Source organism: Vibrio sp. KUL78, assembly GCF_059725505.1.
Genome location: NZ_AP045837.1, coordinates 1668292 through 1692649, shown reverse-complemented (window position 1 = coordinate 1692649; position 24358 = coordinate 1668292). Strand labels below are relative to the sequence as shown.

Below are 24358 nucleotides of genomic sequence, written 5' to 3'. Positions count from 1 at the left end.
CCCCTTATTTTGGGGAACAAATACGTCACTTTCTGGTGATAAAAAAAGCAAATTATTTGCACTGCAACAGAGATGTAGTAGCAAACATGTCAGTTAATGGGGTGACTATTGAGGATTGGGTTTGGCTATTGGAGATATTTGAGACAAAAAAAATCGGCCACAAGGACCGATAAATTCTACGAGAAATGGAAGTAAGAACTTCTTATTGTAATTGCTAAGCTGCCACTGCTTTTTCTTATAAGGCGCGTTATCGCGCTCTATGCCACGCTCTTAACCAACTAGAGCAATAGGCTGGTTTAATGCCATAAATTGATGTGCGCAGGCCATCCTGTCGTGCATAACCTTAATACTTTGACCAAACACCACTTCTTTGTTTGAAGACAAACTGAATGACTCGAGGTCAACCAACGCACACAAACTTGCACTTTCCCCTACTTCCAACACGATGAAGAAACCCTCAGAGTGTTGGTTGATTAAGCGAACCAAGTCACCCTCTTGAGGCTGGTACGTGCCATCTTGATGGTCGAAGAACCAGCTCTTAGGCTGAACAGGCTTGTGGAAACGTTTTGCTGCCACACAATAGAGCGTAAGCTCTGCTTGTCTTGGTTCAGAAAGTCCCAATAGGCTTATTTGGTCTTTAAAGGTTTGAAACGCGGATGCGTCATCGACTGTGAAGTTGTTCTGACCCATCGCGCATTCAACAAGGAGTTTTCGGGAAAGATTGGTTTTGAAAACCATATCATCTCCCAAATCCAGCATAAGAGAGTTCTCACTCTCATCCATATACCAGATCCATGTATCGCTGGGTTTAAGCATCGTTCCGTCTCTATATTTGAAGAATAATCAGACTGTTAGGTAAAACGCTTAATTACCTTTTTGGTCAGTTGTTACTAATTCTACAAACGAATAAACAAAAAAAAAGGGGAAAACTATTTCCCCCTTTCATGATTCAAACCTAGTCACTTTGACAGAATTTGCTTAAAGATTTTTGACGATGTCTTTTACAAGCTTAGGACCGTGATAAATGAAGCCAGAGTAAACTTGAACTAACGACGCACCTGCCATGAGTTTCTCTTTTGCAGAAACAAAAGAGTCGATCCCACCTACGCCAATGATTGGGAGCTTACCATCAAGATTTTTAGCAAGTAGACGAACAACTTCAGTACTGCGAGACTGTACAGGTCGGCCACTTAGGCCACCAGCTTCGTTTGCATGCTTCATACCTTCAACAACAGAACGATCCAGTGTCGTATTCGTCGCGATCACACCGTCGATCTTATTTTTGATCAATGAATCACAAATCTGGCCAATCTCATCATCACTCAGATCCGGTGCGATCTTCAGTGCTAATGGCACATATTTACCATGTTTTTCAGCAAGTTCTGCTTGTTTCGCCTTCAGTTCAGAAAGAAGTTCATCCAGTGCTTCTCCGTACTGGAGTGAACGTAACCCTGGAGTGTTTGGCGAAGAGATATTTACAGCGATATATCCCGCATGCTCATACACCTTCTCCATACAGATAATGTAATCTTCAGCACCCTTTTCAATCGGCGTATCTTTGTTCTTACCTATGTTGATACCGATAATGCCGTCAAAGTTCGCTTTCTTTACATTTTCAACGAGATTATCTACACCGAGGTTATTAAAGCCCATTCGGTTGATGATGCCCTCTGCTTCCACTAGACGGAATAGACGTGGTTTGTCGTTCCCTGGTTGAGGACGAGGTGTTACCGTACCAACTTCTACAAAACCGAAGCCCATCGCACCGAATGCTTCAATACACTCACCATTTTTATCAAGGCCAGCAGCCAAGCCAACAGGGTTCTTGAAGGTTAAACCCATACATTCTACAGGTCGATTAGGTAGCTGTTGGCGATAAGCGAGATCAAGTGGTGTGCCGGTGAAGCGTTTAAAGTTTTGAATAGCGAGATCGTGAGCCTTTTCGGCATCAAGTTGGAAAAAGCCAGTTCTGGCAAGACGGTAAAGCATTGTGCCTCCGATAGAAAACCCGTGTAAACGGGGTGGTATTATTTACTGATTCCCCCAAACATGCAACGAAGATTTTCGTTTATCTAACAAAACGCAAACGTTTTGCAGAATAATGCACCGATTCAGTGTTACGCCGTCACTAAAGCAGTCTTTTAAGATTAAAAAAGCGCTCCGAAGAGCGCTTAATTGTTAACATTGTGCGGTAACAATCTAAAGATTATTTGCACAGTTCAGATTAAGTAGACTTAGCTCGCGAAGTGCAACTGAGAACTTAGCAAACTCATGGACATTACCCACCTTAAACTCGTTGAGAATATTTTCCCAACGTTGGAGGCTGTTTTCATTTGTCGCCATCCAGTTATCAAGTGACAGGATCACGTCTTCACTGTCTCCCCCACAACCACATTTCAATACTTGTGCCGTTAACAAACGTTGTTGCCAATCAAGATCTTCACGGAACGCTGCTCTCGCAAGCGCTTGCCAGTTGTTGTCTACCGCTTGACCGTTAATTTGGTTCAAGAACCAGTGAAGTGATAAGCGATCACCTAAGTGGAAGTAAAGTTTGGATGCTCTCTCGACATCAAAGCTTGCTTCGGTTGCAATCTCTGAGATGTCGACTGCAGAAAGTAGGCTTGATAGACGAGCAACGTAATTTGCCAAATCACTTTCAACACCTTGCCCTACCCAAATATCAGCTTGAGCGTTGTGTTCGGATACCTCTTCAGCAACCAAACACTTCTCTAGCGTTTGCTCTACCTTGATTACGTCATCACGGTAGCGAGCAACTAACTGCTCTACTGATTGTTTGCCAGGACGATTACGAAGAATCCAACGAGCTAGTCTACGAAGTGTTCGGCGAACAATGAACAACAACTCATACTGAGCTTCTGAGCTCGCCACATTATCAAGCTTTCTGATTTGCTCAAATGTGTAGGCAAAACCGTAAATCTCACGAGATGCCGCATAAGCATTAGCAATATCAACCACAGTGGCACCGGTTTCTTCTTGCAAACGAGTCACAAAGTTACAACCCATCTCGTTAACCATCTGATTTGCAAGCATAGTAGAGATAATTTCTGCTCGCAGTGGATGGTTTGGCATACTTTCCATATAGTTACGGCGTAACTCAGATGGGAAGTATTGGGTGAGTTGTTGCTGATGATAAGGGTCATTCGCGATCTCATCAGTCACTAACTCTTCTTTCAGTACCATCTTACCGTAAGCAACTAATACCGAGAGCTCTGGACGTGTCATTCCAATGCCCTGCTTTTCACGCTCAAGTAGATCTTCATCCGAAGGAATGTACTCTAGAGCGCGATCTAAGTGACCTGCTTTCTCTAAGGTGTGAATAAAGCGAATCTGTTCTTTGACCAAAGAGACGCCCTGGAATTCGGTCACTGAAATTGACTCAGACTGACAATAAGCGTCGTCCAATACAATCTCACCCACTTCGTCTTCCATGGACTCTAGGATCTGGTTGCGCTGTTTTACTGTTAAATCACCATTAGAGACTAGACCATTAAGGAAGATCTTAATGTTTACTTCGTTATCTGAGCAATCTACACCACCTACGTTATCAACAAAGTCGGTATTTACCCGTCCACCAGCGAGCGCATATTCAATACGACCAAGCTGAGTCATACCCAGGTTACCGCCTTCACCAACAACTTTGGCTTTTAACTCACTACCATTGATTCGCAGCACATCATTGGCTCGGTCTCCAACATCTGTGTGTGTTTCAGAGCTCGATTTCACATACGTGCCGATACCACCGTTCCAAAGGAGATCGACTTCCATCGACAAAATCATCTTAATAAGATCATTTGGCGCCATTGATGCCTTTTTAGTGCCAAGCATCTTTTGGATCTCTGGAGTCAATGTGATCGATTTTGCTCGGCGTGCAAATACACCACCGCCTTTAGAGATCAACTTAGGATCGTAATCCTCCCAGCTTGAACGCGGGAGATCGAATAGGCGTTTACGTTCCTCCCAGCTTTTCGCTGATGACTCTGGATTTGGATCAATAAAGATGTGCATATGGTTAAACGCAGCTTGGAGCCTAATATGCTTAGAAAGTAGCATACCGTTACCAAATACATCCCCTGCCATGTCACCTACACCGATAGCGGTGAAGTCTTCATTCTGACAATCGATCCCCATCTCACGGAAGTGACGTTTAACTGACTCCCAGCCACCTTTGGCTGTAATACCCATAGCCTTATGGTCATAACCATTGGAGCCACCCGAGGCAAATGCATCACCAAGCCAGAAGTTGTATTCGTCAGACACTGAGTTTGCTAAGTCAGAAAACGTTGCCGTCCCCTTATCTGCAGCAACCACCAAGTATGGATCATCTTCGTCATGTCTCACGACACTTTTCGGTGGAATAACTTCTCCTTCGATGATGTTGTCAGAGACATCTAATAGCGCACGGATAAATTGCTTATAGCAACGTTGGCCCTCTGCAAAGATCTCATCACGACTCGATAGCTGAGGTTGACGCTTACAGACAAATCCACCCTTTGCTCCCACAGGAACGATAACGGTGTTTTTAACCTGCTGCGCTTTTACCAAACCTAAAATCTCGGTTCGGAAATCCTCTTGTCGATCCGACCAACGCAAACCACCACGCGCGACTTTACCGCCTCGTAGGTGAACACCCTCAATGTCTGGGGCATAGACAAAAATCTCAAACGCTGGAACAGGAGCTGGGATCTCTGGAATATTCTTAGGTTCAAGCTTTAATGATAGCCATGGCTTATTGTCACCGGCTTTATCTTTCTGATAGTAGTTAGTGCGAAGCGTCGCAGAGATCATTTCCACGTAACGGCGAATGATACGGTCATCATCCAGGCTATCCACTTTATCCAGCTGCTTGTGAATCTTTTCAATGACACGTTGCTGTCCCTTCTTACTGCCTTTAAGAGACGGCATAAATCGCTGAGTAAACAACTCAACCAAATCTTTAGCAAGGTCTGGGTAGTGATTGAGCGTGTCTTCAATATAGTGTTGGCTGAACGGGAAACCGACTTGGCGCATATAGCGTGCATAAGCACGAAGGATTGACACCTCACGCCCTGTCAAACCTGAACCAAGTACCAGTCTGTTAAAGCCGTCGCTTTCTAGATCACCCGACCAAATCGCAGCGAACGCTTGTTGGAATCGATCGCGTGCTTCACGAAGATCCACAACCGTTTCACTCTTATGCAGCATAGCAAAATCAAGGATCCAGTAGGTGCCGCCATCACTTTTAACAATCTCGTAAGGTGACTCACCAATAACTCTAAGACCTAGGTTTTCCAACATAGGCATTACATCAGATAAGTGAATAGGCTCATCACGATGATAAAGCTTTAGTTTCACCTCTTTGGAATCTGCAGCCGCTTCTTGAGGACGATAGAATAGCATTCCAAGTTTGTTGTCTTCATCCAGCGCTTCGAGACGCTCAATGTCGGCAACCGCTGAAGTCGGCATCATGTCTTCTTTATAAGAACGTGGGAATGCTCTCGAATAGACTTTAGACAGTGGAAGACCTTTGCTTTCACCAAAGTTAGCCACGATGGCTTCAGATAGGCGGTCATCCCAAGATGCTGAAACTTCCATTAGATTACGTTCAATCGCCTTCACATCTACATCCATGTTGTTATTGTCTACCCTCACAATGTAGTGAGTTCGTGCTAATGGGCTTTCTGAGAAATAGGTTGTAAATTCAACCTCTTGGTCAATACCGAAGTAATTTTGAAGGATCCGTTGAGTATCTTTTCTAAGCTGAGTGTTATAACGATCTTTACTTACGTACACCATACAACTGAAGAAGCGACCGAACGGATCTTTTCGAATGAATAAACGGATCAAATCACGATCTTGCATTTGAACCACACCCATACCTACTTCAAGCAGTTCTTCTTCTTTCGCTTGAAGCAGTTCATCACGTGGGTAGTTTTCAAGGATGTTTCTTAACGCTTTGTAAGAATATGAACCGTCACGATAGCCGCTCGATGCCAATATACGTTCTACTTTCTCGCGGATCAGAGGAATCGTTGATACGCTTTGGTTGTACACTGCCGATGTGTACAGACCGGTAAATCGGTGCTCGCCGATCACCTTGCCCTTAGAGTCAAATTTCTTAATTCCAACATAATCGGTATACGCTGGACGGTGAATCCGACTGGCCTTGTTGCCCTTAGTCAGAATCAGTAGGAAAGGTTTCTTTGCTTCTAGACGAGCAGAGTCTGAGAATTCAGAGATTTTTACTGAGCGAACTCTTTCTTCTTTTGAAAACAGACCGAGTCCAGGCTCTTTGGTTGGTTTGAGAACCGAATCCCCTTCTTCACTGATTAGGTCAAACTCTTTATATCCCATGAAGGTAAAGTTGTGATCACCCAACCACTCAAGATAAGCAATAGTCTCATCGAAGCGATCGTCTTCCATCGGAAGCTTAGCTTTGTTTTTTACTAAGTCTTTTGTGATCTTTTTGAGCTTGTCGGACATTGCCTCCCACTCATTGACCACTAAGCCCGTGTCTTCGAAGATGCTAACAAGCTCATTTTTAAGCTCGTTCATCTCTTCTTTCGCGCTCAGTCTGTCTACCTCAATATGGAAAACAGATTGAAGATGACCTTTGCCTTCGTTAACAGAAGTAATCTGCCCTTGCTCGTTTCTTTCAAACTGAGTTGGACCATGAAGCATAATATGGCAGGTAAGATCGATTCGATTCAACGCCATTTTTACTGAGTCGACTAAGAACGGAGAATCAGGGACAGCAATCTCGACGATAGTATGTGTCGACTGCCAACCATGACGGCTCACCGTCGGGTTGAACACTCGGACCGAAATTTCATCGTATCTCTTCTCATTTAAATGATGCCATAAGCTAACAACAGCACCATACAGGTCGGATTCATTTCTTTGCAGCAAATCGTCAGGGGAAACGTTGCTTAAAATATGTTTGGCAAGTTTAGTCACTAGAGGCTGATTGGCTCCTTCTACTTTGGATTCAATCAATTTATAAACTTTCTCCAGTAGAACCGGAACAACAGGTTCGCGCGTGGTCATAGTAACGCTCCACTTTTTTGTTTTTATGAGGGATGTAGGCTTGTCTTTATTGTAAAAGTTTTATTGAAAAAGGGTTAATGAAAAATGGAGGAAGTTTCAGGGAAATGTTTGATTGTGTGACTAATGCACTTATTCATATCACTAGATATGGGCCAAGTTACAGTGATTCTAACCGTAAAAACTTGTTGTTTTGGTCAGTTGTTAATCGAAAGCGCCCTTTTAAGCCTAATTGTGTTAAAAATGGGCGAAATCGTGTCGCAGGTAGCTGGATTCTTAGTCCCTGATCGGTACACACCAAAATACTGGATGCATGACCAGTGTAGTGTGTAAGGTAATCGTTATAACTGATATTCAGGGTGAAATAGTACTGTTTCATTGAGTGATTGGTGCGTTTGTGTCCGGTAATTGAAAAAGTTAATAGAAGTAAGAAGAAAACCACCACTGTACAAATAAACAGTGGTGGTTTTTTTACATTAAGACTCTAGTGCTTTAGTCACCTTTTCAAACAAGTCTTTGGCTAAGTTATCTAATGCTTTTAGCTTTTCAAGCTCATGTTTGATAAGCGATTGGCGCTCGCTATCGTATTTTTTCAACTTCAACAACGGATCGATTAAACGAGACGCAACCTGTGGGTTTGACTCATTAAGCTGAGTAAGAATTTCACCCGCAAACTCATAGCCTTTGCCTGATTTATCATGGAATCGGCGCGGGTTCATGTTGAGGAATGAACCAATCAAACTTCTTGTTCGATTTGGGTTACTCAAGCTAAATGCTGTATGCGACATACACGCTTTCACATTCTCTAATGCGTTCACTGAAGGGTTACTACCTTGTAGCGCGAACCATTTGTCCATGACCAAACCATCATGGCTCCATTTTTCACTGTAATCAGCCATAATCTCTTCACGAACAGCAAGAGATGCGCCGTTTGCCGCACTCATTGCTGCCATTGTATCGGTCATGTTGTTCGCTGATTCATACTGCTCTTTTACAAGATGCGCATGAGCTTCGACATTGGCTAGGTATTGCAGACACAAGTTTCTTAATGAACGTTTACCAATAGCATCATGCTCAATCGTATATTCTACTTGTGCTAATGTATGGTAAAGCGCCGACAGTTCATCTTGCAAAGCATCAGCAAGTCCAAGTTTGATCCCTTTCAGCACATCACATACGGCGTCCACATCTACGGTTTCATACCAACCAGCCACCTCGTTAAAGCTTGGCAATGACAGGGCTTCTGCAATAAATGCAGGCTCAAGCTCTTTGTTTAACAGCACACCGCGGAAGGCATCAACAACCAAATCAGGTAGCTCAACCTTCGAACCTTTTTGTAACGCTTCAACATTCGACTTGATATATTTGGCAAGAAGCATTTGTCCTGCATCCCACTTGGCAAAATCATTGCGCGCGTGGACCATCAAAAATGCCAACTGCTCATCACTGTAATCGAAGTTCAAACGAACAGGTGCAGAGAACTCGCGAAGCATGGATGGAATTGGCTTGCTTTCAACTTTTTCAAACACAAAGCTCTGCTCAGATTCCGTTACATTCAATACATTTGAAGACGGCTTACCGTTACGGCGTAACTCGATAACTTTTCCTTGCTCGTCATACAGTTCCACGTCAAATGGAATGTGTAACGCCTGCTTTTCAGTTTGATCTTGAGTCGATGATGTTTGTTGTTTGACCGTCAGCGTGTATGTCTTATTGGCTTCATCATAAGTGTCGGTAACGGTCAGACTTGGTGTGCCGGACTGGCTGTACCAAAGTCGGAACTGTTTAAGATCAATACCAGAAGCATCTTCCATTGCTGCGACAAAATCTTCACACGTCGCAGCGGTACCATCGTGACGCTCAAAGTATAACTTCATGCCCGCTTGGAACTTATCTTCGCCAAGTAGCGTGTGCATCATGCGGATGACTTCGCTGCCCTTTTCGTACACTGTGAGCGTGTAGAAGTTATTCATTTCAATAACTTTCTCTGGGCGAATCGGGTGAGACATAGGGCTTGCATCTTCAGCAAACTGAGGACCACGGATAATTCGCACGTTGTTAATACGATTAACTGAACGTGAACCTAAATCAGACGAGAACTCTTGATCACGGAAAACCGTCAAGCCTTCTTTCAAACTTAACTGGAACCAGTCGCGACAAGTCACGCGGTTACCGGTCCAGTTATGAAAATATTCGTGGCCAATTACCGCTTCAATGCCAAGATAATCGGTGTCAGTTGCAGTTTGATCATTCGCGAGAACAAACTTAGAGTTAAAGACGTTTAGTCCTTTGTTTTCCATCGCACCCATGTTGAAGAAATCAACGGCCACAATCATGTAGATATCGAGGTCATACTCCAGACCAAAGCGCTCTTCGTCCCACTTCATTGAATTAATCAAAGAAACCATCGCGTGGTTCGCACGATCTAGATTGCCTTTATCGACAAAAATCTCCAGTGCGACATTGCGTCCAGAGCGCGTATTGTAACTATCGCGAAGCACATCGAAATCACCTGCAACGAGAGCAAACAGATAGGATGGTTTTGGGTGTGGATCTTCCCAAGACACAAAATGCTTACCGTCTTCTAACTCTCCTTCGTCAACTTTATTACCGTTGCTTAGTAAGAATGGAAAGCTCGCTTTGTCGGCAATAACTTTAGTTGTGTACTTTGCCAGAACATCAGGTCGGTCAAGAAAGTACGTGATACGACGAAAACCTTCTGCTTCACATTGTGTGCAGTACGCGCCATCTGAAATATACAGACCTTCCAACGCCGTGTTCGTTGAAGGAGAAATTATATTTTCGATTTTCAGTTCGCATTCTGATGGAAGGTTATGAATCTCAAGACCGGTTTCGGTCTGTGTATAGTCCGTCCAACCTTCTCCATTGATTGTTATCTGAACGAGCTCAATGCCTTCACCATCCAAAGAGATAGTGGTTTCACTACCTTGTTGCTTAACCTGAGAAATGGCCGTAACACGAGTCTTCGTCTCATGAAGATCGAAAGTGAGGTTTACATCTGTAATAGTGTGCGAAGGTGATTGATAATCACTTCGGTATTTGGCTTTAGGTGCTGACTCCGTCATCCTTTAGTCCTTGTCTTTATTATTGTTAGCAGAATATACCTGCAACTATAGTTGGGTATACGCTTAATCGGAAATGATTATAACCTTATGGGACAAAGGATTGCAGAGAATGACATAAAAAAAGCGCCAACTTGGGTTGGCGCTCAAAGCTTTGTTGCAAGATTTGCTTAGCGGATTCGGTTTAGTACCGCGAACATGTCGCCATCTTCGACCTCTAGAGTCAGTTCATCTTTATCAAGCGTGTATGTCGCATCATGTTCACCATCTTGATAGAGCAATACGATATGATCGTCTTCGGTGTAGTAAACACCGCTATGGATCGCTTCTTCACCTTCACTTGAACTCACGCGAAAAGTAAACACGAAGTCTGGTTGGAGAATTAAATCCATACGCGCGATTTCTTGAGCGTGTTTGTCATCTCCAGACACACTCACTGACGACCAAATCCCAGCGAGCGCGTTGGGCAACGCTTTTGTAAACACGACACCATTGAGATTGAGCATATTGTGATTTCCACTGTATGCGTAAACCTGGGGTTCGTCAGAGTTCAAACCGAGGATGATGGTATCATCATTAGCGGTGAACAAACCCTCCCAATGCTCGATACTGTAGTCTTGTTTCTGTATGTCGATACTAAAAGAATAGTTAGATTGCAGAGTCAGTTTTATCGCGAGAAAAGCGTCCGGAGCTTCACCTGGACTTGGGTTGACTAAGTACCAATCACCAAGCAGAAACGGCTGATCAAACTGGGTTAAATCATTATTGTCTTTGCGCGTTTCCGACATCACTCCAAACGAAAAAACACATAGAATTAGCGTTATCCATCTCATATGTATCCCCCTCACGATTACTTAAAGCTTAGGTGGGTTAATACGAGATTGCGAAATATTTTGATCTAAATCACGGTTTTTAATTTTAAGTATCAGAATTGAGGTAGGTTTCATCAGAATGAAAAAAACGAGCGTTGCCGCTCGTTTTTTCTTAGTTGCATCGAAAATATTAACCTTTCGAGTTGACCATATCCACTGTGATGGCAACCGCTTCATCTAAGTAAGCGTCCGGCACTTCATAATCTTTCGGGATATCATCCAAAGCCTCAAATGGTTCTTCGCCCGCCGCCTTTTGACGCTGATTCACGCGATCAAGTCGACGAGCATCATTATCATCACTTTCCTGCTTACGAGCAGCTTCGCTCAGTGATAATGTCTTATCGTCTTTTTCAGCTTTGTACTTGGCGATGTCTTCAGCGATGAAGCCGAATTCCAAATCCGTCGCAATGCGTTTTTCATGTGCTTCTGTCAACTTGGCAATGAGCTCATCGTTACGTTGTAACACAGAGTACTTCGCTTTATCGATGCTATCCCATGGCAACGCGTTGTCTTCAACACTCTCACCTGTTTCAGCAGGATCGACCGCCGTTGGGAATGCGATATCCGGTACCACACCCTTGTTCTGAGTACTGCCACCGTCAATACGATAAAACTTCTGAATCGTATATTGAACGTAGCCCAACTCTTTATCAAACAAGTCATAGATATGATTCAAAGAGCGGTGCTGCTGAACGGTACCTTTACCAAATGAGTTTTCACCAAGAACAATGGCACGACCATAATCTTGCATCGCTGCGGCAAAAATCTCAGAGGCAGACGCACTGTATCGGTTAACCAACACAGTCAATGGACCTTGATAGCTAATCTTGCCATCAGTATCACTGTTCACATTAACTCGGCCGTAGCTGTCACGAACCTGTACAACGGGACCGCTTTCGATAAAGAGACCGGACATTGCGGTTGCTTCAGTTAATGCACCACCACCGTTGTTGCGAAGATCGACGATAATACCATCAACGCCTTTCTCTTTTAGCTCGGTAATGAGTTTATCCGTATCCTTAGAAAGACCGACATAGAAACTTGGTACCTCAAGTACACCAATCTTCTTCCCGTCTTTTTCAAAGACTTCAGATTTCACAGCACGATCTTCGAGTCTGATCTTGTCGCGAACAATCTCAACCACTGTGGCTTTCGCATCTTTGCCATCTGGCAAGATTTGAAGCTTAACTTTAGTACCTTTTGGCCCTTTTATCAGTTGAACAACATCATCAAGGCGCCAACCAATAACGTCGACAATATCTTCACCGTCTTGACCAACACCGATGATTTTATCGCCTTCGCCAAGCTGTTTGCTCTTAGATGCTGGTCCACCAGCAACCAATGAACGAATAACGGTATAGTCGTCAGTCAATTGGAGCACAGCACCAATTCCCTCTAGCGAGAGGTTCATTTCTGATTGGAATTGTTCTGCTGAGCGAGGTGATAAATAGCTGGTATGCGGATCCACTTCTCGAGCGAAAGCGTTCATATAAATTTGAAACGCGTCTTCGTTGTGAGATTGGGTGAGACGTTTGATAGCGTTATTGTAACGCTTGCCAAGTGTCTCTTTAATTTCATCCCATTCTTTGCCCGTAAGCTTAAGGTTCAAAGCATCATATTTAACGCGTTTGCGCCAAAGCTCGTCAAGCTCCGCCTCGTCTTTCGGCCATGCAGCGTCAGAGCGATCAAGCGTTATAGCCTCATCCACATCGAATTTCATCTCTTTGTCTAGCAACGACAACGCATAGGCAAAGCGGTCGTAACGCTTTTGCATAGAGAGATTATAAACGTCAAACGCGATTTGGTTGTTGCCCGCTTTTAGTTGGTCATCGAGTTTTGTTGACCAAGCATCAAACTTATTGATGTCTGCTTGCGTGAAAATATTGCGATTGTAGTCGAGCATCTCCAAGTAGCGCGTGAATATCGCTTTTGAAAACTCATCGTCTAGGGTGAAATGTTTATAGTGAGAACGAGTGAATCGAGAGGTCACACGCTTGCTGGCAGTCTCATGTTGGACTTCAGGAGCCAAAGTAGGAATTTCTGACTTTTCATACTTTGCTTCAAGGGCGTGAGCCGAAGAAGCTGCTAGCCAGAGGCTAGCAGCAATTACAGATACTTTTGAACGGCACTTCATGCGTAGGAATTTCTCCTTTATGCGCGCAGGTGCTCCGCTTTAACAACCATTTGTAGGCCATTTACTAGCTGAACGCGCACATCTTCCTTATTGATTTCAACAATGGTCGCAGCCATGTTCCCTTTGCCCATGTTTACGTTTACTTGCTTACCGATGATCATTTCATCTGCATTCAAAGCGCGCGTCTCAACTGGCTTATTTACTTTCGTTGTTTTCTTTGTAGTCTGTGGCTTACGTGCACCTTGAGGCTTCTTAGCCTTAGGTTTCGCTTTGCCCTCTTCACGAGCTTTTTGAGCTTGTTCTTTACGGCGCTCAGCAACTTTTGCTTTGCTTTCTGCCAGTGTCGCTTTTGCGTGTTCTACGTGTTCTTCTTCTAGTACACCACAATCGTTGCCATCTAGGTCAACACGTACTGCACCAGGTTTAACGCCGTGTAGGTAACGCCAAGAAGAAGTGTATTGTCTTAACGCTGCACGTAGCTGAGTCTTGCTAACTTTCTCGTCATCTTTTAGACGTTCAGCAAGATCTTGAAAGATACCAATTTTAAGTGGTTTCGCTTCACCTTCTACAGTAAAGCATTTAGGGAAACATTCAGCAATATACGCGATAATTTCTTTGCTGTTCTTCAACTTCTCAGTGTTTTCCATGTGGGTTCCTGGTTAATGCGGTTATCCGCGAAGCATTAAGAAAAATATTCTTGGTATTATAGTGACCTGCAATAGAAAAACCACAGGCAAATGTGATTTTAGACCACGTTTGTATGGGAATTGAGCAGCTTTTCCACGGATTCCATGAACTTTGTTAGGCCTGTTTCGTCAATTTCGCTGAAACGACCGACACTTGGACTATCGATGTCTAAAACACCAGCAATCTCCCCATTAATGGAAAAAGGAATCACAATCTCAGAATTACTCGCTGCATCGCACGCAATATGACCTTCAAAGGCATGAACATCGTATACACGTTGTACCGTGTTCGTCGCGGCAGCAGTGCCACAAACACCACGACCTACTGGGATGCGCACACATGCAGGTTTACCTTGAAATGGACCAAGAACCAACTCGCCTTGTTTCATCAAATAAAAACCAGCCCAATTGAGGTCTTCCAACTCCATGAAAAGAAGTGCACTAATATTAGATAGGTTAGCGATCAAATCAGTTTCGGATTCAATGAGTGCAACAGCTTGCTTAGTTAAGCGCTCATAGTTCTCTAAATTCATGATATTTCCATTAATAACTTTAAAATTCTAACAATACACGTACAATGCCAGCCAATCGTAATAGGAATTATTCTCACAAGCATGACGTATAGTAAAGACACTATTAGCCGTTCCTGGTTGATAACACAAGTAAAAAATCACAAGTCTCGGTTGATCGTTGCCAATATTATCGCAATCATCGCAACCCTCATTAGCGTCCCTATTCCACTATTAATGCCGGTGATGGTAGATGAAGTGTTGCTAAACCAACCCGCTGGTGGTCTCGAAGCGATGAACGCTATCATGCTTGATAGCTGGCAGACTCCAATTGGTTACATTGCGATGACTCTGCTTCTCGTGGTCCTGATGAGAACCTTTAGTCAAGGCCTTAATATCCTGCAAGGGCGACAGTTTACTCTCGTTTCTAAAACAATTACCTATCAAATTCGATGCAAAATGATCGACAAGCTTGGTCGTATCAGTATTCAGCAGTATGAAACACGCGGTAGTGGAGGAATCAATGCTCACCTAATTACTGACATTGAAACCATTGATCAGTTTGTGGGCTCTACGCTTAGCAAGTTCATTATCAGCTTTCTAACTGTTTTAGGGACTGCCGTCGTTTTACTATGGATTGACTGGCGTTTGGGGTTATTCATTTTGTTGGTCAACCCCATCGTCGTCTACTTTTCCAAAAAGCTTGGCGGCATGGTCAAGCACCTCAAGAAGAGAGAAAACCAAGCCTTTGAAAAGTTCCAAAACCGATTGGTCGAGACTCTAGATGGCATTTATCAGCTTCGCGCAGCTAACCGCGAAAGAGATTTTCTCGCCCAACTTAAAAACCAAGCCAATGAAGTGCGAACCAATGCTGACAAGTACGCTTGGCAGTCCGAAGCTGCAGGACGTCTCTCCTTCTTACTTTTTCTAATCGGGTTTGAACTCTTTCGTGCCATCGCAATGGTGATGGTTTTATTTAGTGATCTCACCATCGGACAGATTTTCGCAGTGTTTGGTTACCTTTGGTTTATGCTCGGCCCGGTTCAAGAGCTTCTGAGCATTCAGTTTTCTTGGTACAGTGCCAAAGCAGCCCTCGGTCGCATCAACACCCTACTCGATTTAGAGGAGGAGCCTCAGGTCGTGAGCAAAACCAATCCGTTTAGTGCCAACAAGCAAGTTGATGTCGCTATTGAAGATGTCGTTTTCTCCTATGACTCTGACAAAGATGTATTGAACAAACTGAACCTAGAAATACCCGCAGGTAAGAAGGTTGCGCTAGTGGGTGCTAGCGGTGGCGGCAAGTCTACACTGATTCAATTGCTTATCGGCGTGTATAAACAACGTGATGGCATTATCAAATTTAATGGAGTTGACACTAATGACATAGGTTTTGACATTATTAGAGATAAAATTGCCGTTGTTTTACAGCAACCTATACTCTTTAATGACAGCTTAAGGCATAATTTGACCCTTGGAAAAGAGTACGATGACTTCTCTATTTGGAATGCACTGAAAGTCGCTCAGCTACAAGATGTGACTGACAAGCTCGTTGACGGTCTAGAAACGCAAATCGGTAAGAACGGCATTCGGTTGTCTGGTGGCCAAAGACAGCGCCTCGCAATCGCTCGTATGATTCTAAGCGATCCACAGTTCGTGATCCTAGATGAAGCGACCTCGGCATTAGATACAGCAACTGAGGCTGCGCTTCACACCGCACTGGGTGAGTTTCTTAAAGGCAGAACCACGCTGATCGTCGCACATCGTCTTTCTGCGGTGAAACAAGCTGACCTTATCTACGTGCTCGAAGATGGACAAGTAACACAATCAGGAACCCATATTGAACTGGTCGAGAAAGAAGGACTATACCAAACGCTTTACGGTACGGTGCAATCTGCAAGTTAGTTTTGTGACAATATCACTGAGTACCGAGAGGTCTCAGTGATGAAGGCTTGCGCTCATTCTTCGCCATCATCGCTAGTTCGTCTTTGTGAAAACTGCGAACTGCCCGTCGATCGTGTTAAGTTACTACCTGGTCAGACAGCAAATTGCCCTCGCTGCGGCACTACTCTTTACCGCAGCGATAATGCATCCCTCAATGGCAACCTCGCTCTCGCGATTACCTGCTTGCTGCTCTTTATTCCTTCCCACTATTTTGACTTCATTACCATTCGCCTAGTTGGAGTCATGATCGAAGGGACTCTCATTGAAGGCGTACAAGCCCTAATAAAAGAGGGGTATCCCGGACTCGCACTGCTAACACTGTTTTGTCACACCATAGCGCCGCTCGCAATGTGTATCGCCATTCTCACCGCTCACCTCTCGGTGAAGCGCAGATGGTTCTATCCTCTCAAAGGATCGCTTTGGATACTGGAACATAGCAAGCACTGGGTGATGTTGGACGTATTCCTTATCAGTGTTGCAATATCTTGCTTCAAGCTACAAGACTACTCGGATATTTTTGTTGGTAACGCACTATACAGCCTTGTGATTCTGCAAGTTATCACTATTTTGCTTATCAGCCGCGTGAGCACTCGACGCTATTGGGAGCTTTGGCGTCCAGAAAACAGCCTCTCTATTACTGACAAACACATACACTGCCACAGCTGTCATCTATCACAACAAGAAGCCGCTCAGTGCATTCGCTGCGAAAGTCCTCTGCATCATAGGAAGCCCAACTCGATGCAAAAAACCTGGGCGCTACTAATTGCAGCAACCATCGCTATCTTCCCAGCGAACTTAATTCCAATTTCGATATTGATAACCAATGGTCAGTTGCTAGAAGACACCATATTTTCCGGGGTTGCGTCGCTGATTAACAACGACATGCTCGGTATCGCTATTATTATATTTGTTGCCAGTATCGTTGTCCCTGTGGCAAAGATACTGGGATTAGCCTATCTACTAATCTGCATTCAATTCAACATGGTAAGAAACCATCGTCATGCTTTAATGATATATCGAGCCATTAAGTGGATAGGAAAATGGTCAATGACCGACTTGTTTGTTATTTCAATCATGTTGACTTTAGTTGACCGTGGCCAGATCTTGAACTTTACACCAGGATTTGGCGCCGTAGCATTTGGCATTGTCGTGGTATTAACCATGTTAGCTGCCGAATCAATCGATCCGAGGTTGTTGTGGGATAAGCACACATCACTACAACAAGCAGAATCAGCAAAACCAGTGAGTAGTAGCATTAATGAGTAATGACAATCAGCCACAACCCTCTTATGCACCAGAGATAAAAAAATCCAGGCGTATCTCTCCGCTCTGGATCCTGCCTATATTAACCATAGCACTTGCTGGTTGGTTGCTCGCAAAGGCTGTTCATAATGCTGGACAGCGCGTTCAAATTTACTTCTCTGATGCTCAGGGCCTTATCGCTGGCAGAACGACAATCAGATACCAAGGACTCGAAGTTGGTATGGTTCGAGATATTAACTTGTCTGACGATCTGTCTAATATCTACGTCGACGCAGATATCTACCCAGAAGCGGCAAAACTGCTCGGTGAAGACACCAAGTTCTGGTTGGTTAAACCTTCAGCATCTCTGTCTGGAATTTCTGGTCTTGATGCGCTGGTCTCGGGTAACTATATCGCTATTCATCCAGCATCTGAATCCAGCAGTTCGAGCACTAAGTTCAATGCGTTAGCCTCAGTTCCCACTGAACTTGCTATCAATGACGGCCTAACCGTCACTTTACGTGCAAAAGACCTTGGCGGTATTTCCGTTGGCTCTAAGATTGTTTACAAGAAAATCCCTATCGGTGAAGTCTATAACTTCAAATTGGATGAAGATGCAGAGACCGTCGTGATTCAAGCTTCGATTCAAGAAGAGTTTCGACACATCATTACCAATAAAAGCCGCTTTTGGAATGTGAGTGGCATTGGTGCTAGCGTTGGCTTCCAAGGCGTGGATATACGGCTTGAAAGTCTTGCTGCTATTTTAGCAGGCGCGATTGCTGTAGATTCCCCGGATGGTGGCGCACCCGTCGAAGATGGTTCGGATTTTACGCTCTACAAAGATCTCAAAACAGCGGGTCGAGGTATTCCCGTTAAGATTACCTTGCCTGATAACAGTAACCTAAAGGCCAACGGTTCCCCAATTGTTTATCGAGGCCTCGAAATTGGTCGTATCAACAACCTCGCGCTTAACGATGAAAGAGATTCTATCGTCGCATCGGCTTCTATTGAACCGGCTTTCAGTGACATGCTCACTCAAGGTACGTTATTCCTACTAGAAGAAGCAAAGGTATCCCTCTCCGGTGTTGAAAACCTATCTAACCTGATTACAGGTAACTTCCTTACTTTAGTACCGGGTAATGGCCCACAGACTCGTGAATTTGTCGCTATCCAACAAGAAGAGCTAGACCGAGTTCAAGCAAAATCGGTCTCATTACGTCTATTAGCAAACAACTCATTTGGTCTAGAGCCCGGCGTCAACGTGCTTTATCGAGGTATCCCAGTGGGTAGCGTGTTAAGTGTCGAACTGGTTGACGATCAAGTCGCAATGGACATCGCTATTGACGTTGAATATAAAAACCTTATTCGTTCCCAAAACCGTTTCTTTGTGACCGGTAGTGCTACGGCAGAGCTCACTGAAGCAGGCCTCAACGTCACTGTTCCACCGGCAAAACAGCTTTTAACGGGATCTATCAGTTTTGTTAGTGAAGGTAAGGCAACGGAACGTGCTGAGTTCCCTCTTTTCCAAACTAAAGCGCTGGCCGAGCTTGCGCAGCACAACCAGTCTGGCGCAATGACATTGCGATTGTTCGCTAACGAACTTCCACCTGTCAAAGAAGGTAGCCCACTGCTTTATCGAAACATGCAAGTCGGCAGTATTTCTAACTACGAACTTACTGATGGTGGGGTTTACATCAATGTCACTATCGACAACAAATACAAATACCTAGTCACCAATCAAACTGTCTTTTGGAATCGTTCTGGCGTAGAAGTAGAAGCGTCTCTTTCCGGCGTCAGTGTGAAGGCCGCACCGCTGAAAACCCTCATTGATGGTGGTATAGCCTTTGACAGTTTGCCTGGGATTGAAAACAAAACAGGTAAGAACTGGAAGCTATACGAAGACTTCGGCTCCGCCCGAAAATTCGGACAATCCATCACCCTTTATACAACGACAGCAGACCAAGAAGTTTCTAAAGGTATGCCAATCAAGTACCAAGGTGTGAAAGTAGGCGAAGTTATGCTGACACTGCCCGACTTCGACAAGCAGCGAGTTGAAATCGTCGCTCGAATTCTTCCTGAGTATGTCAAACAGTTGACTAATGACGGTACCTACTTCTGGATTGTAAAGCCAAAAATTGGACTCAATGGTGTTAAAAACCTTAATGCACTGGTCTCTCAATATATTGCTGTGGAGCCTGGTGTAGGTAAAGCTACTAAAGCGTTTGAGCTGCATGATTTTGCCAAGGTAGATAACGGTGTTGAGTTTATTCTACAAAGCGAAAACCGTGGCTCCATTAAGCCAGGAACACCGATTCTGTATCGTGATATTGAAGTCGGCAGTGTCACTATGGTCGAACTGGGTCCTTTTGCAGATCGCGTTATCTCTACTATCGAAATCGATCCTGATTATGCCTACCTTGTAAGAGCAAACAGTGTGTTCTGGAATGTTTCTGGTGTTAACGTACAGTTTGGCCTTTCTGGTGCGAACATCAAAGCAGGTACGGTCGATAGCCTAATTCGAGGCGGTATTACCTTCTCTACACCAGAAGGCTCACAGCTGCAACCTAAGGCAGAGGAGGGACAAACCTTCTACCTTAATAAAGAAGCAGATGTTAGTTGGACGCAGTGGCGAACCGCAATCCCAGCGCCCTAACCTAATTTCTAAAACGCGATTCAATAGCCCGCTCTGCGGGCTATTTTTTTATAGCAACACCTAAGCAGCTTTGTTTCATTACCAATGAGGTGCGTATATAATTCAACGCAATCCACAAACGCATAAATAGGCTTCACTTTGCATTCTAACGTCTACCTTCCCGAAGATTTCCTTAGCCACGTCGAAACTTTTCTTCCTGAGAATCTGTCAATGACAGATTTTGTCGAAGCTTGTCGTAAGCCACTACGCAAAAGCATTCGTGTCAACACACTGAAGACGACCGTTGATGCCTTTAAAATCAATGCGCAAAAGAAAGGCTGGACACTTAATCCAATTCCTTGGTGCCAAGAAGGATTCTGGATTGAGGCTGATGAATCCGAGGTACCGCTAGGTAACACCGCAGAACACATGGCGGGTTTATTTTATATTCAAGAAGCGAGTTCTATGTTGCCACCGAGCGCACTCTACGCAGGTGAAGATAGCGATTATGAAGCTGTGTTGGATATGGCCGCGGCACCAGGCTCTAAAACCACTCAAATAGCAGCGTTAATGGAAAATTCAGGTGTTTTGGTGGCAAACGAGTTTGCAGCAAGCCGCGTGAAAGTATTGCACGCTAATATTGAACGTTGCGGCGTTCGAAACGCAGCGCTTAGTAATTACGACGCTCGTGTTTTTGGGGGCTGGCTACCTGAACAGTTTGACGCAATCTTACTTGACGCGCCATGCTCAGGTGAAGGTACGGTTAGGAAAGATCCTGATGCGATGAAGAACTGGAGTCTCAACTCGACCGCTGAGATCGCCGCGACCCAAAAAGACCTCATTGAAAGCGCCTTCCACGCACTAAAAGTCGGTGGCAACCTTGTTTATTCAACCTGCGCGTTAAGCCCTGAAGAGAATCAGCAGGTCGCTGAGTATCTACTAGATACATTTGGTGATGCAATACAAGTACAAAGCTTACAGAACCTTTTTGAAGGTGCGGAGAAAGCAATGACTCCAGAAGGCTATTTACACGTTTTCCCCCAAACTTATGATAGCGAGGGCTTTTTCATTGCCAAGTTTACCAAGCTCGCTCCAGTGACCGCACCTACTGTTAAGAAAAAGCTCGGTAAATTTCCTTTTAGTAAACTCACCAACAAGGAATCAGGTGACGTTGTCACTAATCTTAAACAATCATTTTCGATCGAACTCCCCTCAGACGGTGTTTTATGGAAACGTGACAATGATATTTGGCTGTTCCCTAACGCCCTAGAGCCAATGCTTGGTGAGTTTCGTTTCTCTCGCATGGGCATCAAAATCGCTGAGCAACATAAGAAAGGCTACAAATGGCAACATCAAGTGGCGACGGCTCTCGCTAACAACAATGCGGACACGGTAGCGCTTGAAACTGCAGATGCTCGAGAGTGGTTTATGGGACGCGATTTGAGACCAGAGGGTCTATCTGGCAAGGGAGAAGTACTTGTCAGCTATAACGGGTTTATTATTGGGCTGGGTAAATGGGTAGGAAACCGAGTTAAAAATGGCCTGCCAAGAGAGCTAGTACGCGACAAAAACCTGTTTTAGCCCAAATGGATAGCGAATTGGGCTAGTAAAAACCGCACCCAACATCGCTTTTTTGCTGTTCTGTACTACACTTTAAAGGTTATCGAGACATAGGCAATTCAGAAATATCCGTTTAAATGGCGAACGAGAATGGCTGTTCGCGAAAGGTGTGAAGCTTGATTTTCTCCAACAAGCTTGTTTAAAACAGTTAGCGTAGGCTCTCCATGAGCCATTCCCCTAGGCCCAAATCAGGATCAGTTTTGGGCCTCTTTTTGTACCTGCCATTTATGTCTGAGTTTTCTATGTCAAAGCTTTCCTCCAACTAGGGAACGTCCTTTGACTAAGGGAAAGCTATTATTCGGATTTTAGGTGAATACCGTCTTTCTCGATGGAGATTTTACCTTGCTTGTAAAGACCACCAATACTCTTCTTGAACGTACCTTTGCTGGTTTTGAAAGCGGCAAAAATAGCTTCAGGCGTAGACTTGTCGTTCAACGGCAAAAAGCCCCCTTTCTTCTCAAGTAGGCTTAAGATTTTTTCACTCAAATCATCCATCTTAGCAACGCCTACTTTTTGCAATGACAAATCAATCTTGCCATCTTCACGAATCTGCTTGATGAAGCCTTTGAGCTTTTTACCTACGAATAGCTTGCCGATGACATCTGATGGGAAAATCATGCCCCAATGCTGACCATTTACAATAGCCTTATAACCTAGGTCGCTACGCTCTGCGATAAGCAGGTCTACTTGCTCATTTCTCTGATAGCGAGCTGGCGTTTTATCAAGCAGCTTGTTGAATTTTGTCGTACCAACGATACGACCAGAGGCTTTATCTGTGTATACATATACTAAGATTGTCTTGCCTTCAGATAGACGACCACGCTGCTCACTAAACGGAATAAGCAGGTCTTTTTCTTTAATACCCCAATTGGCAAAGGCGCCAACACTGTTAATGCCTTCCACCTTCATCAAACCCCACTCGCCTACTTGTGCAATAGGAGTATCCGTCGTGGCCACAACCTGGTTATCCGCATCGAAATAAATAAACACATCAACCTTGTCACCAATCGCCACACCTTCAGGCGCATGCTTTTTGGAAAGTAAGATAGAGCCATAGTCCTCTCCGTCCAAGAACCAGCCAAAGTCTGCTTCTTTAATTACTTCCAATTGGTTAGTACGACCTATGTTAATCATGTTTTTTATCTCTAATGTAGTAGTTGGCGCGATTATACCTAACTCCCTTTAAGATGCTAGTTTACCTTGGTTCTGATATGCTTGGTGCAATCTCAGCACACGGAGAGAGTTGGTTGATCACCGTAGACAAACAAGATGCCATTACCTTAAAAATAGCGCATGTAATGGCCAATACTAAAAAACTCGACTTGGACGTATTCTTATTTATTCCTAATGAACTAGGAATGAAGTCTCATCTCATTTCCGAGTCAGATTTCTATCACGAGTCTATTTCGCAAAAGCGCGCTTACTATAGTAACGAAACACTACTTCCCTTGGTCCACTCTCGTCTCGCCAAACGAGGCAGGCTTTCAAATACTCAGTACCGAGTCAGCTTAAGTCTTTTCGCGTATCAGTATGTAATAGCACTAGACAAAGCAGTCGCGACATTCAAAGAAACAGCGCAAGACGAAATAACCGCAGATGAGGTCGACGAGGTTATCGAACTTGCTCTAGATATACTTCGTAAGATGCGCCGATCGGTACCTTACGACGACAGCCTTAAACGTCACTATGCAAATATCGATAACTATCTTTCTTGGTACACAGGACAGAAGCTTCTCGAATTGGTTGTGTATATTCCGAATAGCAAAGCATACACTCCTCTTAAAGAACGTTTGATTACCATTGTGGAAAAGGAGCAAGCACATCGTAATCTAAACAATTACAACTCCGATAAGGTCAAGAGTGACCCGACGCGACTGGCGAACAAGATGAGACTTTTGCGCCGCTTGATTGAACACCCTATTGTACTTCAGTCAAAATCCACCAGTATGGGTAACAATACCAAGCGTATGATCAAAGGATCCGCAACGGGCTTGGTTATGTTGTTCGTTACCTCTGCGGTTATTCTCGCTCGCGACTATCTTGGCGAAATCACCGCGTCGTTTATCCTCGTTTTATCTGTCATTTATGCGCTTAGAGAAGTATTTAAAGACGACCTACGTGACATCATGTGGCGCTGGATACAAAGGGGCAAGCCTAAATGGCGCAGACGATTTATCGATGCGACGACCAAAAAAGAGGTAGGCAAGAAAATTGAGTGGCTGGACTATAGCTCATTTGATCAACTGCCAGACCGCATTAAGGGCATCCGTAAAAAACGATCTGTCCAGCGTGAAGAAGAAGTATTGCACTATCGAGCACATACGGAGATGGCGACATCTCGATTTACCAGTGGATACGAGCAAACACGCGAAATACTGAACATTAATTTTCGTGCTTTGACCCGATTGATGGATAAATCCAGCAACCGAATCTATAAGCTTCAAGAGGGACAAGTAGTGAAAGAATCACTCGAAAAACGACACCTCTTGAATCTAATTGTAAAAGAAAACAATCAGGGAGAAGAGCCAACATACTATCGATGGAAGATAGTCCTCAGCCGTTCCAAGATCGTCGATATTGAAAGAATACCAGTCTAGC

Annotated in this window: 15 protein-coding genes; 5 read left to right on the top strand and 10 right to left on the bottom strand. The window is 44.2% G+C overall.

The window, feature by feature from the left end:
- Positions 1–270: 270 nt before the first annotated feature.
- From AC6I8Y_RS08025 to AC6I8Y_RS07985, 9 genes are all read right to left on the bottom strand, one after another.
- Entirely contained in the window at positions 271–816 is a 546-nt protein-coding gene (locus tag AC6I8Y_RS08025) for a cell division protein ZapC (RefSeq protein WP_042475706.1), read from the bottom strand.
- Positions 817–978: 162 nt separating this feature from the next.
- Positions 979–1989, bottom strand: coding sequence for a quinone-dependent dihydroorotate dehydrogenase (gene pyrD / locus AC6I8Y_RS08020; protein WP_498021379.1), 1011 nt, complete (start codon positions 1987–1989; stop codon positions 979–981).
- Between the two features lie 210 nt (positions 1990–2199).
- Positions 2200–7044: an NAD-glutamate dehydrogenase gene (locus tag AC6I8Y_RS08015; RefSeq protein ID WP_394152352.1), complete on the bottom strand. Its 4845-nt coding sequence runs from the start codon at positions 7042–7044 to the stop codon at positions 2200–2202.
- 157 nt (positions 7045–7201) lie between these two features.
- Positions 7202–7420 (bottom strand): DUF2835 domain-containing protein, encoded by a 219-nt coding sequence (locus AC6I8Y_RS08010; protein ID WP_498021377.1) that lies wholly within the window; start codon positions 7418–7420, stop codon positions 7202–7204.
- A 97-nt stretch (positions 7421–7517) separates the two neighbouring features.
- Entirely contained in the window at positions 7518–10127 is a 2610-nt protein-coding gene (gene pepN / locus AC6I8Y_RS08005; RefSeq protein WP_498021375.1) for an aminopeptidase N, read from the bottom strand.
- Between the two features lie 167 nt (positions 10128–10294).
- Entirely contained in the window at positions 10295–10957 is a 663-nt protein-coding gene (locus AC6I8Y_RS08000; protein ID WP_042475699.1) for a hypothetical protein, read from the bottom strand.
- Positions 10958–11126: 169 nt separating this feature from the next.
- Positions 11127–13130, bottom strand: coding sequence for a carboxy terminal-processing peptidase (prc, locus tag AC6I8Y_RS07995; protein WP_498021373.1), 2004 nt, complete (start codon positions 13128–13130; stop codon positions 11127–11129).
- A 17-nt stretch (positions 13131–13147) separates the two neighbouring features.
- Positions 13148–13777, bottom strand: coding sequence for an RNA chaperone ProQ (gene proQ / locus AC6I8Y_RS07990; protein WP_042475696.1), 630 nt, complete (start codon positions 13775–13777; stop codon positions 13148–13150).
- Between the two features lie 98 nt (positions 13778–13875).
- Positions 13876–14349 (bottom strand): GAF domain-containing protein, encoded by a 474-nt coding sequence (locus tag AC6I8Y_RS07985; RefSeq protein ID WP_042475693.1) that lies wholly within the window; start codon positions 14347–14349, stop codon positions 13876–13878.
- A gap of 81 nt (positions 14350–14430) precedes the next feature.
- On the opposite strand from AC6I8Y_RS07985, the gene AC6I8Y_RS07980 reads away from it, so the two are divergent.
- The 4 genes from AC6I8Y_RS07980 (at position 14431) to rsmF (ending at position 21721) form a co-directional block, all read left to right on the top strand.
- Entirely contained in the window at positions 14431–16227 is a 1797-nt protein-coding gene (locus tag AC6I8Y_RS07980; protein WP_394152343.1) for an ABC transporter ATP-binding protein, read from the top strand.
- Positions 16228–16266: 39 nt separating this feature from the next.
- The gene (locus AC6I8Y_RS07975) at positions 16267–17532 is read left to right on the top strand and encodes a PqiA/YebS family transporter subunit (protein WP_498021371.1); all 1266 of its coding nucleotides are present in this window, start codon (positions 16267–16269) and stop codon (positions 17530–17532) included.
- Complete coding sequence (locus tag AC6I8Y_RS07970) at positions 17525–20161, top strand: PqiB family protein (protein WP_498021369.1); 2637 nt, start codon at positions 17525–17527, stop codon at positions 20159–20161. The genes AC6I8Y_RS07975 and AC6I8Y_RS07970 overlap by 8 nt, the downstream gene beginning before the upstream one ends.
- A gap of 138 nt (positions 20162–20299) precedes the next feature.
- Positions 20300–21721, top strand: a complete 1422-nt coding sequence (gene rsmF, locus AC6I8Y_RS07965; RefSeq protein WP_498021367.1) for a 16S rRNA (cytosine(1407)-C(5))-methyltransferase RsmF — start codon at positions 20300–20302, stop codon at positions 21719–21721.
- Positions 21722–22054: 333 nt separating this feature from the next.
- On the opposite strand, the gene AC6I8Y_RS07960 is transcribed toward rsmF, so the two are convergent.
- Positions 22055–22894 (bottom strand): CvfB family protein, encoded by an 840-nt coding sequence (locus AC6I8Y_RS07960; protein ID WP_498021366.1) that lies wholly within the window; start codon positions 22892–22894, stop codon positions 22055–22057.
- A 113-nt stretch (positions 22895–23007) separates the two neighbouring features.
- On the opposite strand from AC6I8Y_RS07960, the gene AC6I8Y_RS07955 reads away from it, so the two are divergent.
- Entirely contained in the window at positions 23008–24357 is a 1350-nt protein-coding gene (locus AC6I8Y_RS07955; RefSeq protein WP_394152407.1) for a hypothetical protein, read from the top strand.
- Position 24358: the final 1 nt, after the last annotated feature.

Excerpts from the sequence above, each read along its gene's own strand:
- AC6I8Y_RS07960 (WP_498021366.1), bottom strand. The coding sequence starts at position 22,894 with ATGATTAACATAGGTCGTACTAACCAATTGGAAGTAATTAAAGAAGCA.
- AC6I8Y_RS08025 (WP_042475706.1), bottom strand. The coding sequence starts at position 816 with ATGCTTAAACCCAGCGATACATGGATCTGGTATATGGATGAGAGTGAG.
- AC6I8Y_RS08015 (WP_394152352.1), bottom strand. The coding sequence starts at position 7,044 with ATGACCACGCGCGAACCTGTTGTTCCGGTTCTACTGGAGAAAGTTTAT.
- AC6I8Y_RS08000 (WP_042475699.1), bottom strand. The coding sequence starts at position 10,957 with ATGAGATGGATAACGCTAATTCTATGTGTTTTTTCGTTTGGAGTGATG.
- AC6I8Y_RS07985 (WP_042475693.1), bottom strand. The coding sequence starts at position 14,349 with ATGAATTTAGAGAACTATGAGCGCTTAACTAAGCAAGCTGTTGCACTC.
- pyrD (WP_498021379.1), bottom strand. The coding sequence starts at position 1,989 with ATGCTTTACCGTCTTGCCAGAACTGGCTTTTTCCAACTTGATGCCGAA.
- AC6I8Y_RS08010 (WP_498021377.1), bottom strand. The coding sequence starts at position 7,420 with ATGAAACAGTACTATTTCACCCTGAATATCAGTTATAACGATTACCTT.
- prc (WP_498021373.1), bottom strand. The coding sequence starts at position 13,130 with ATGAAGTGCCGTTCAAAAGTATCTGTAATTGCTGCTAGCCTCTGGCTA.
- AC6I8Y_RS07970 (WP_498021369.1), top strand. The coding sequence starts at position 17,525 with ATGAGTAATGACAATCAGCCACAACCCTCTTATGCACCAGAGATAAAA.
- pepN (WP_498021375.1), bottom strand. The coding sequence starts at position 10,127 with ATGACGGAGTCAGCACCTAAAGCCAAATACCGAAGTGATTATCAATCA.
- AC6I8Y_RS07975 (WP_498021371.1), top strand. The coding sequence starts at position 16,267 with ATGAAGGCTTGCGCTCATTCTTCGCCATCATCGCTAGTTCGTCTTTGT.
- proQ (WP_042475696.1), bottom strand. The coding sequence starts at position 13,777 with ATGGAAAACACTGAGAAGTTGAAGAACAGCAAAGAAATTATCGCGTAT.
- AC6I8Y_RS07980 (WP_394152343.1), top strand. The coding sequence starts at position 14,431 with ATGACGTATAGTAAAGACACTATTAGCCGTTCCTGGTTGATAACACAA.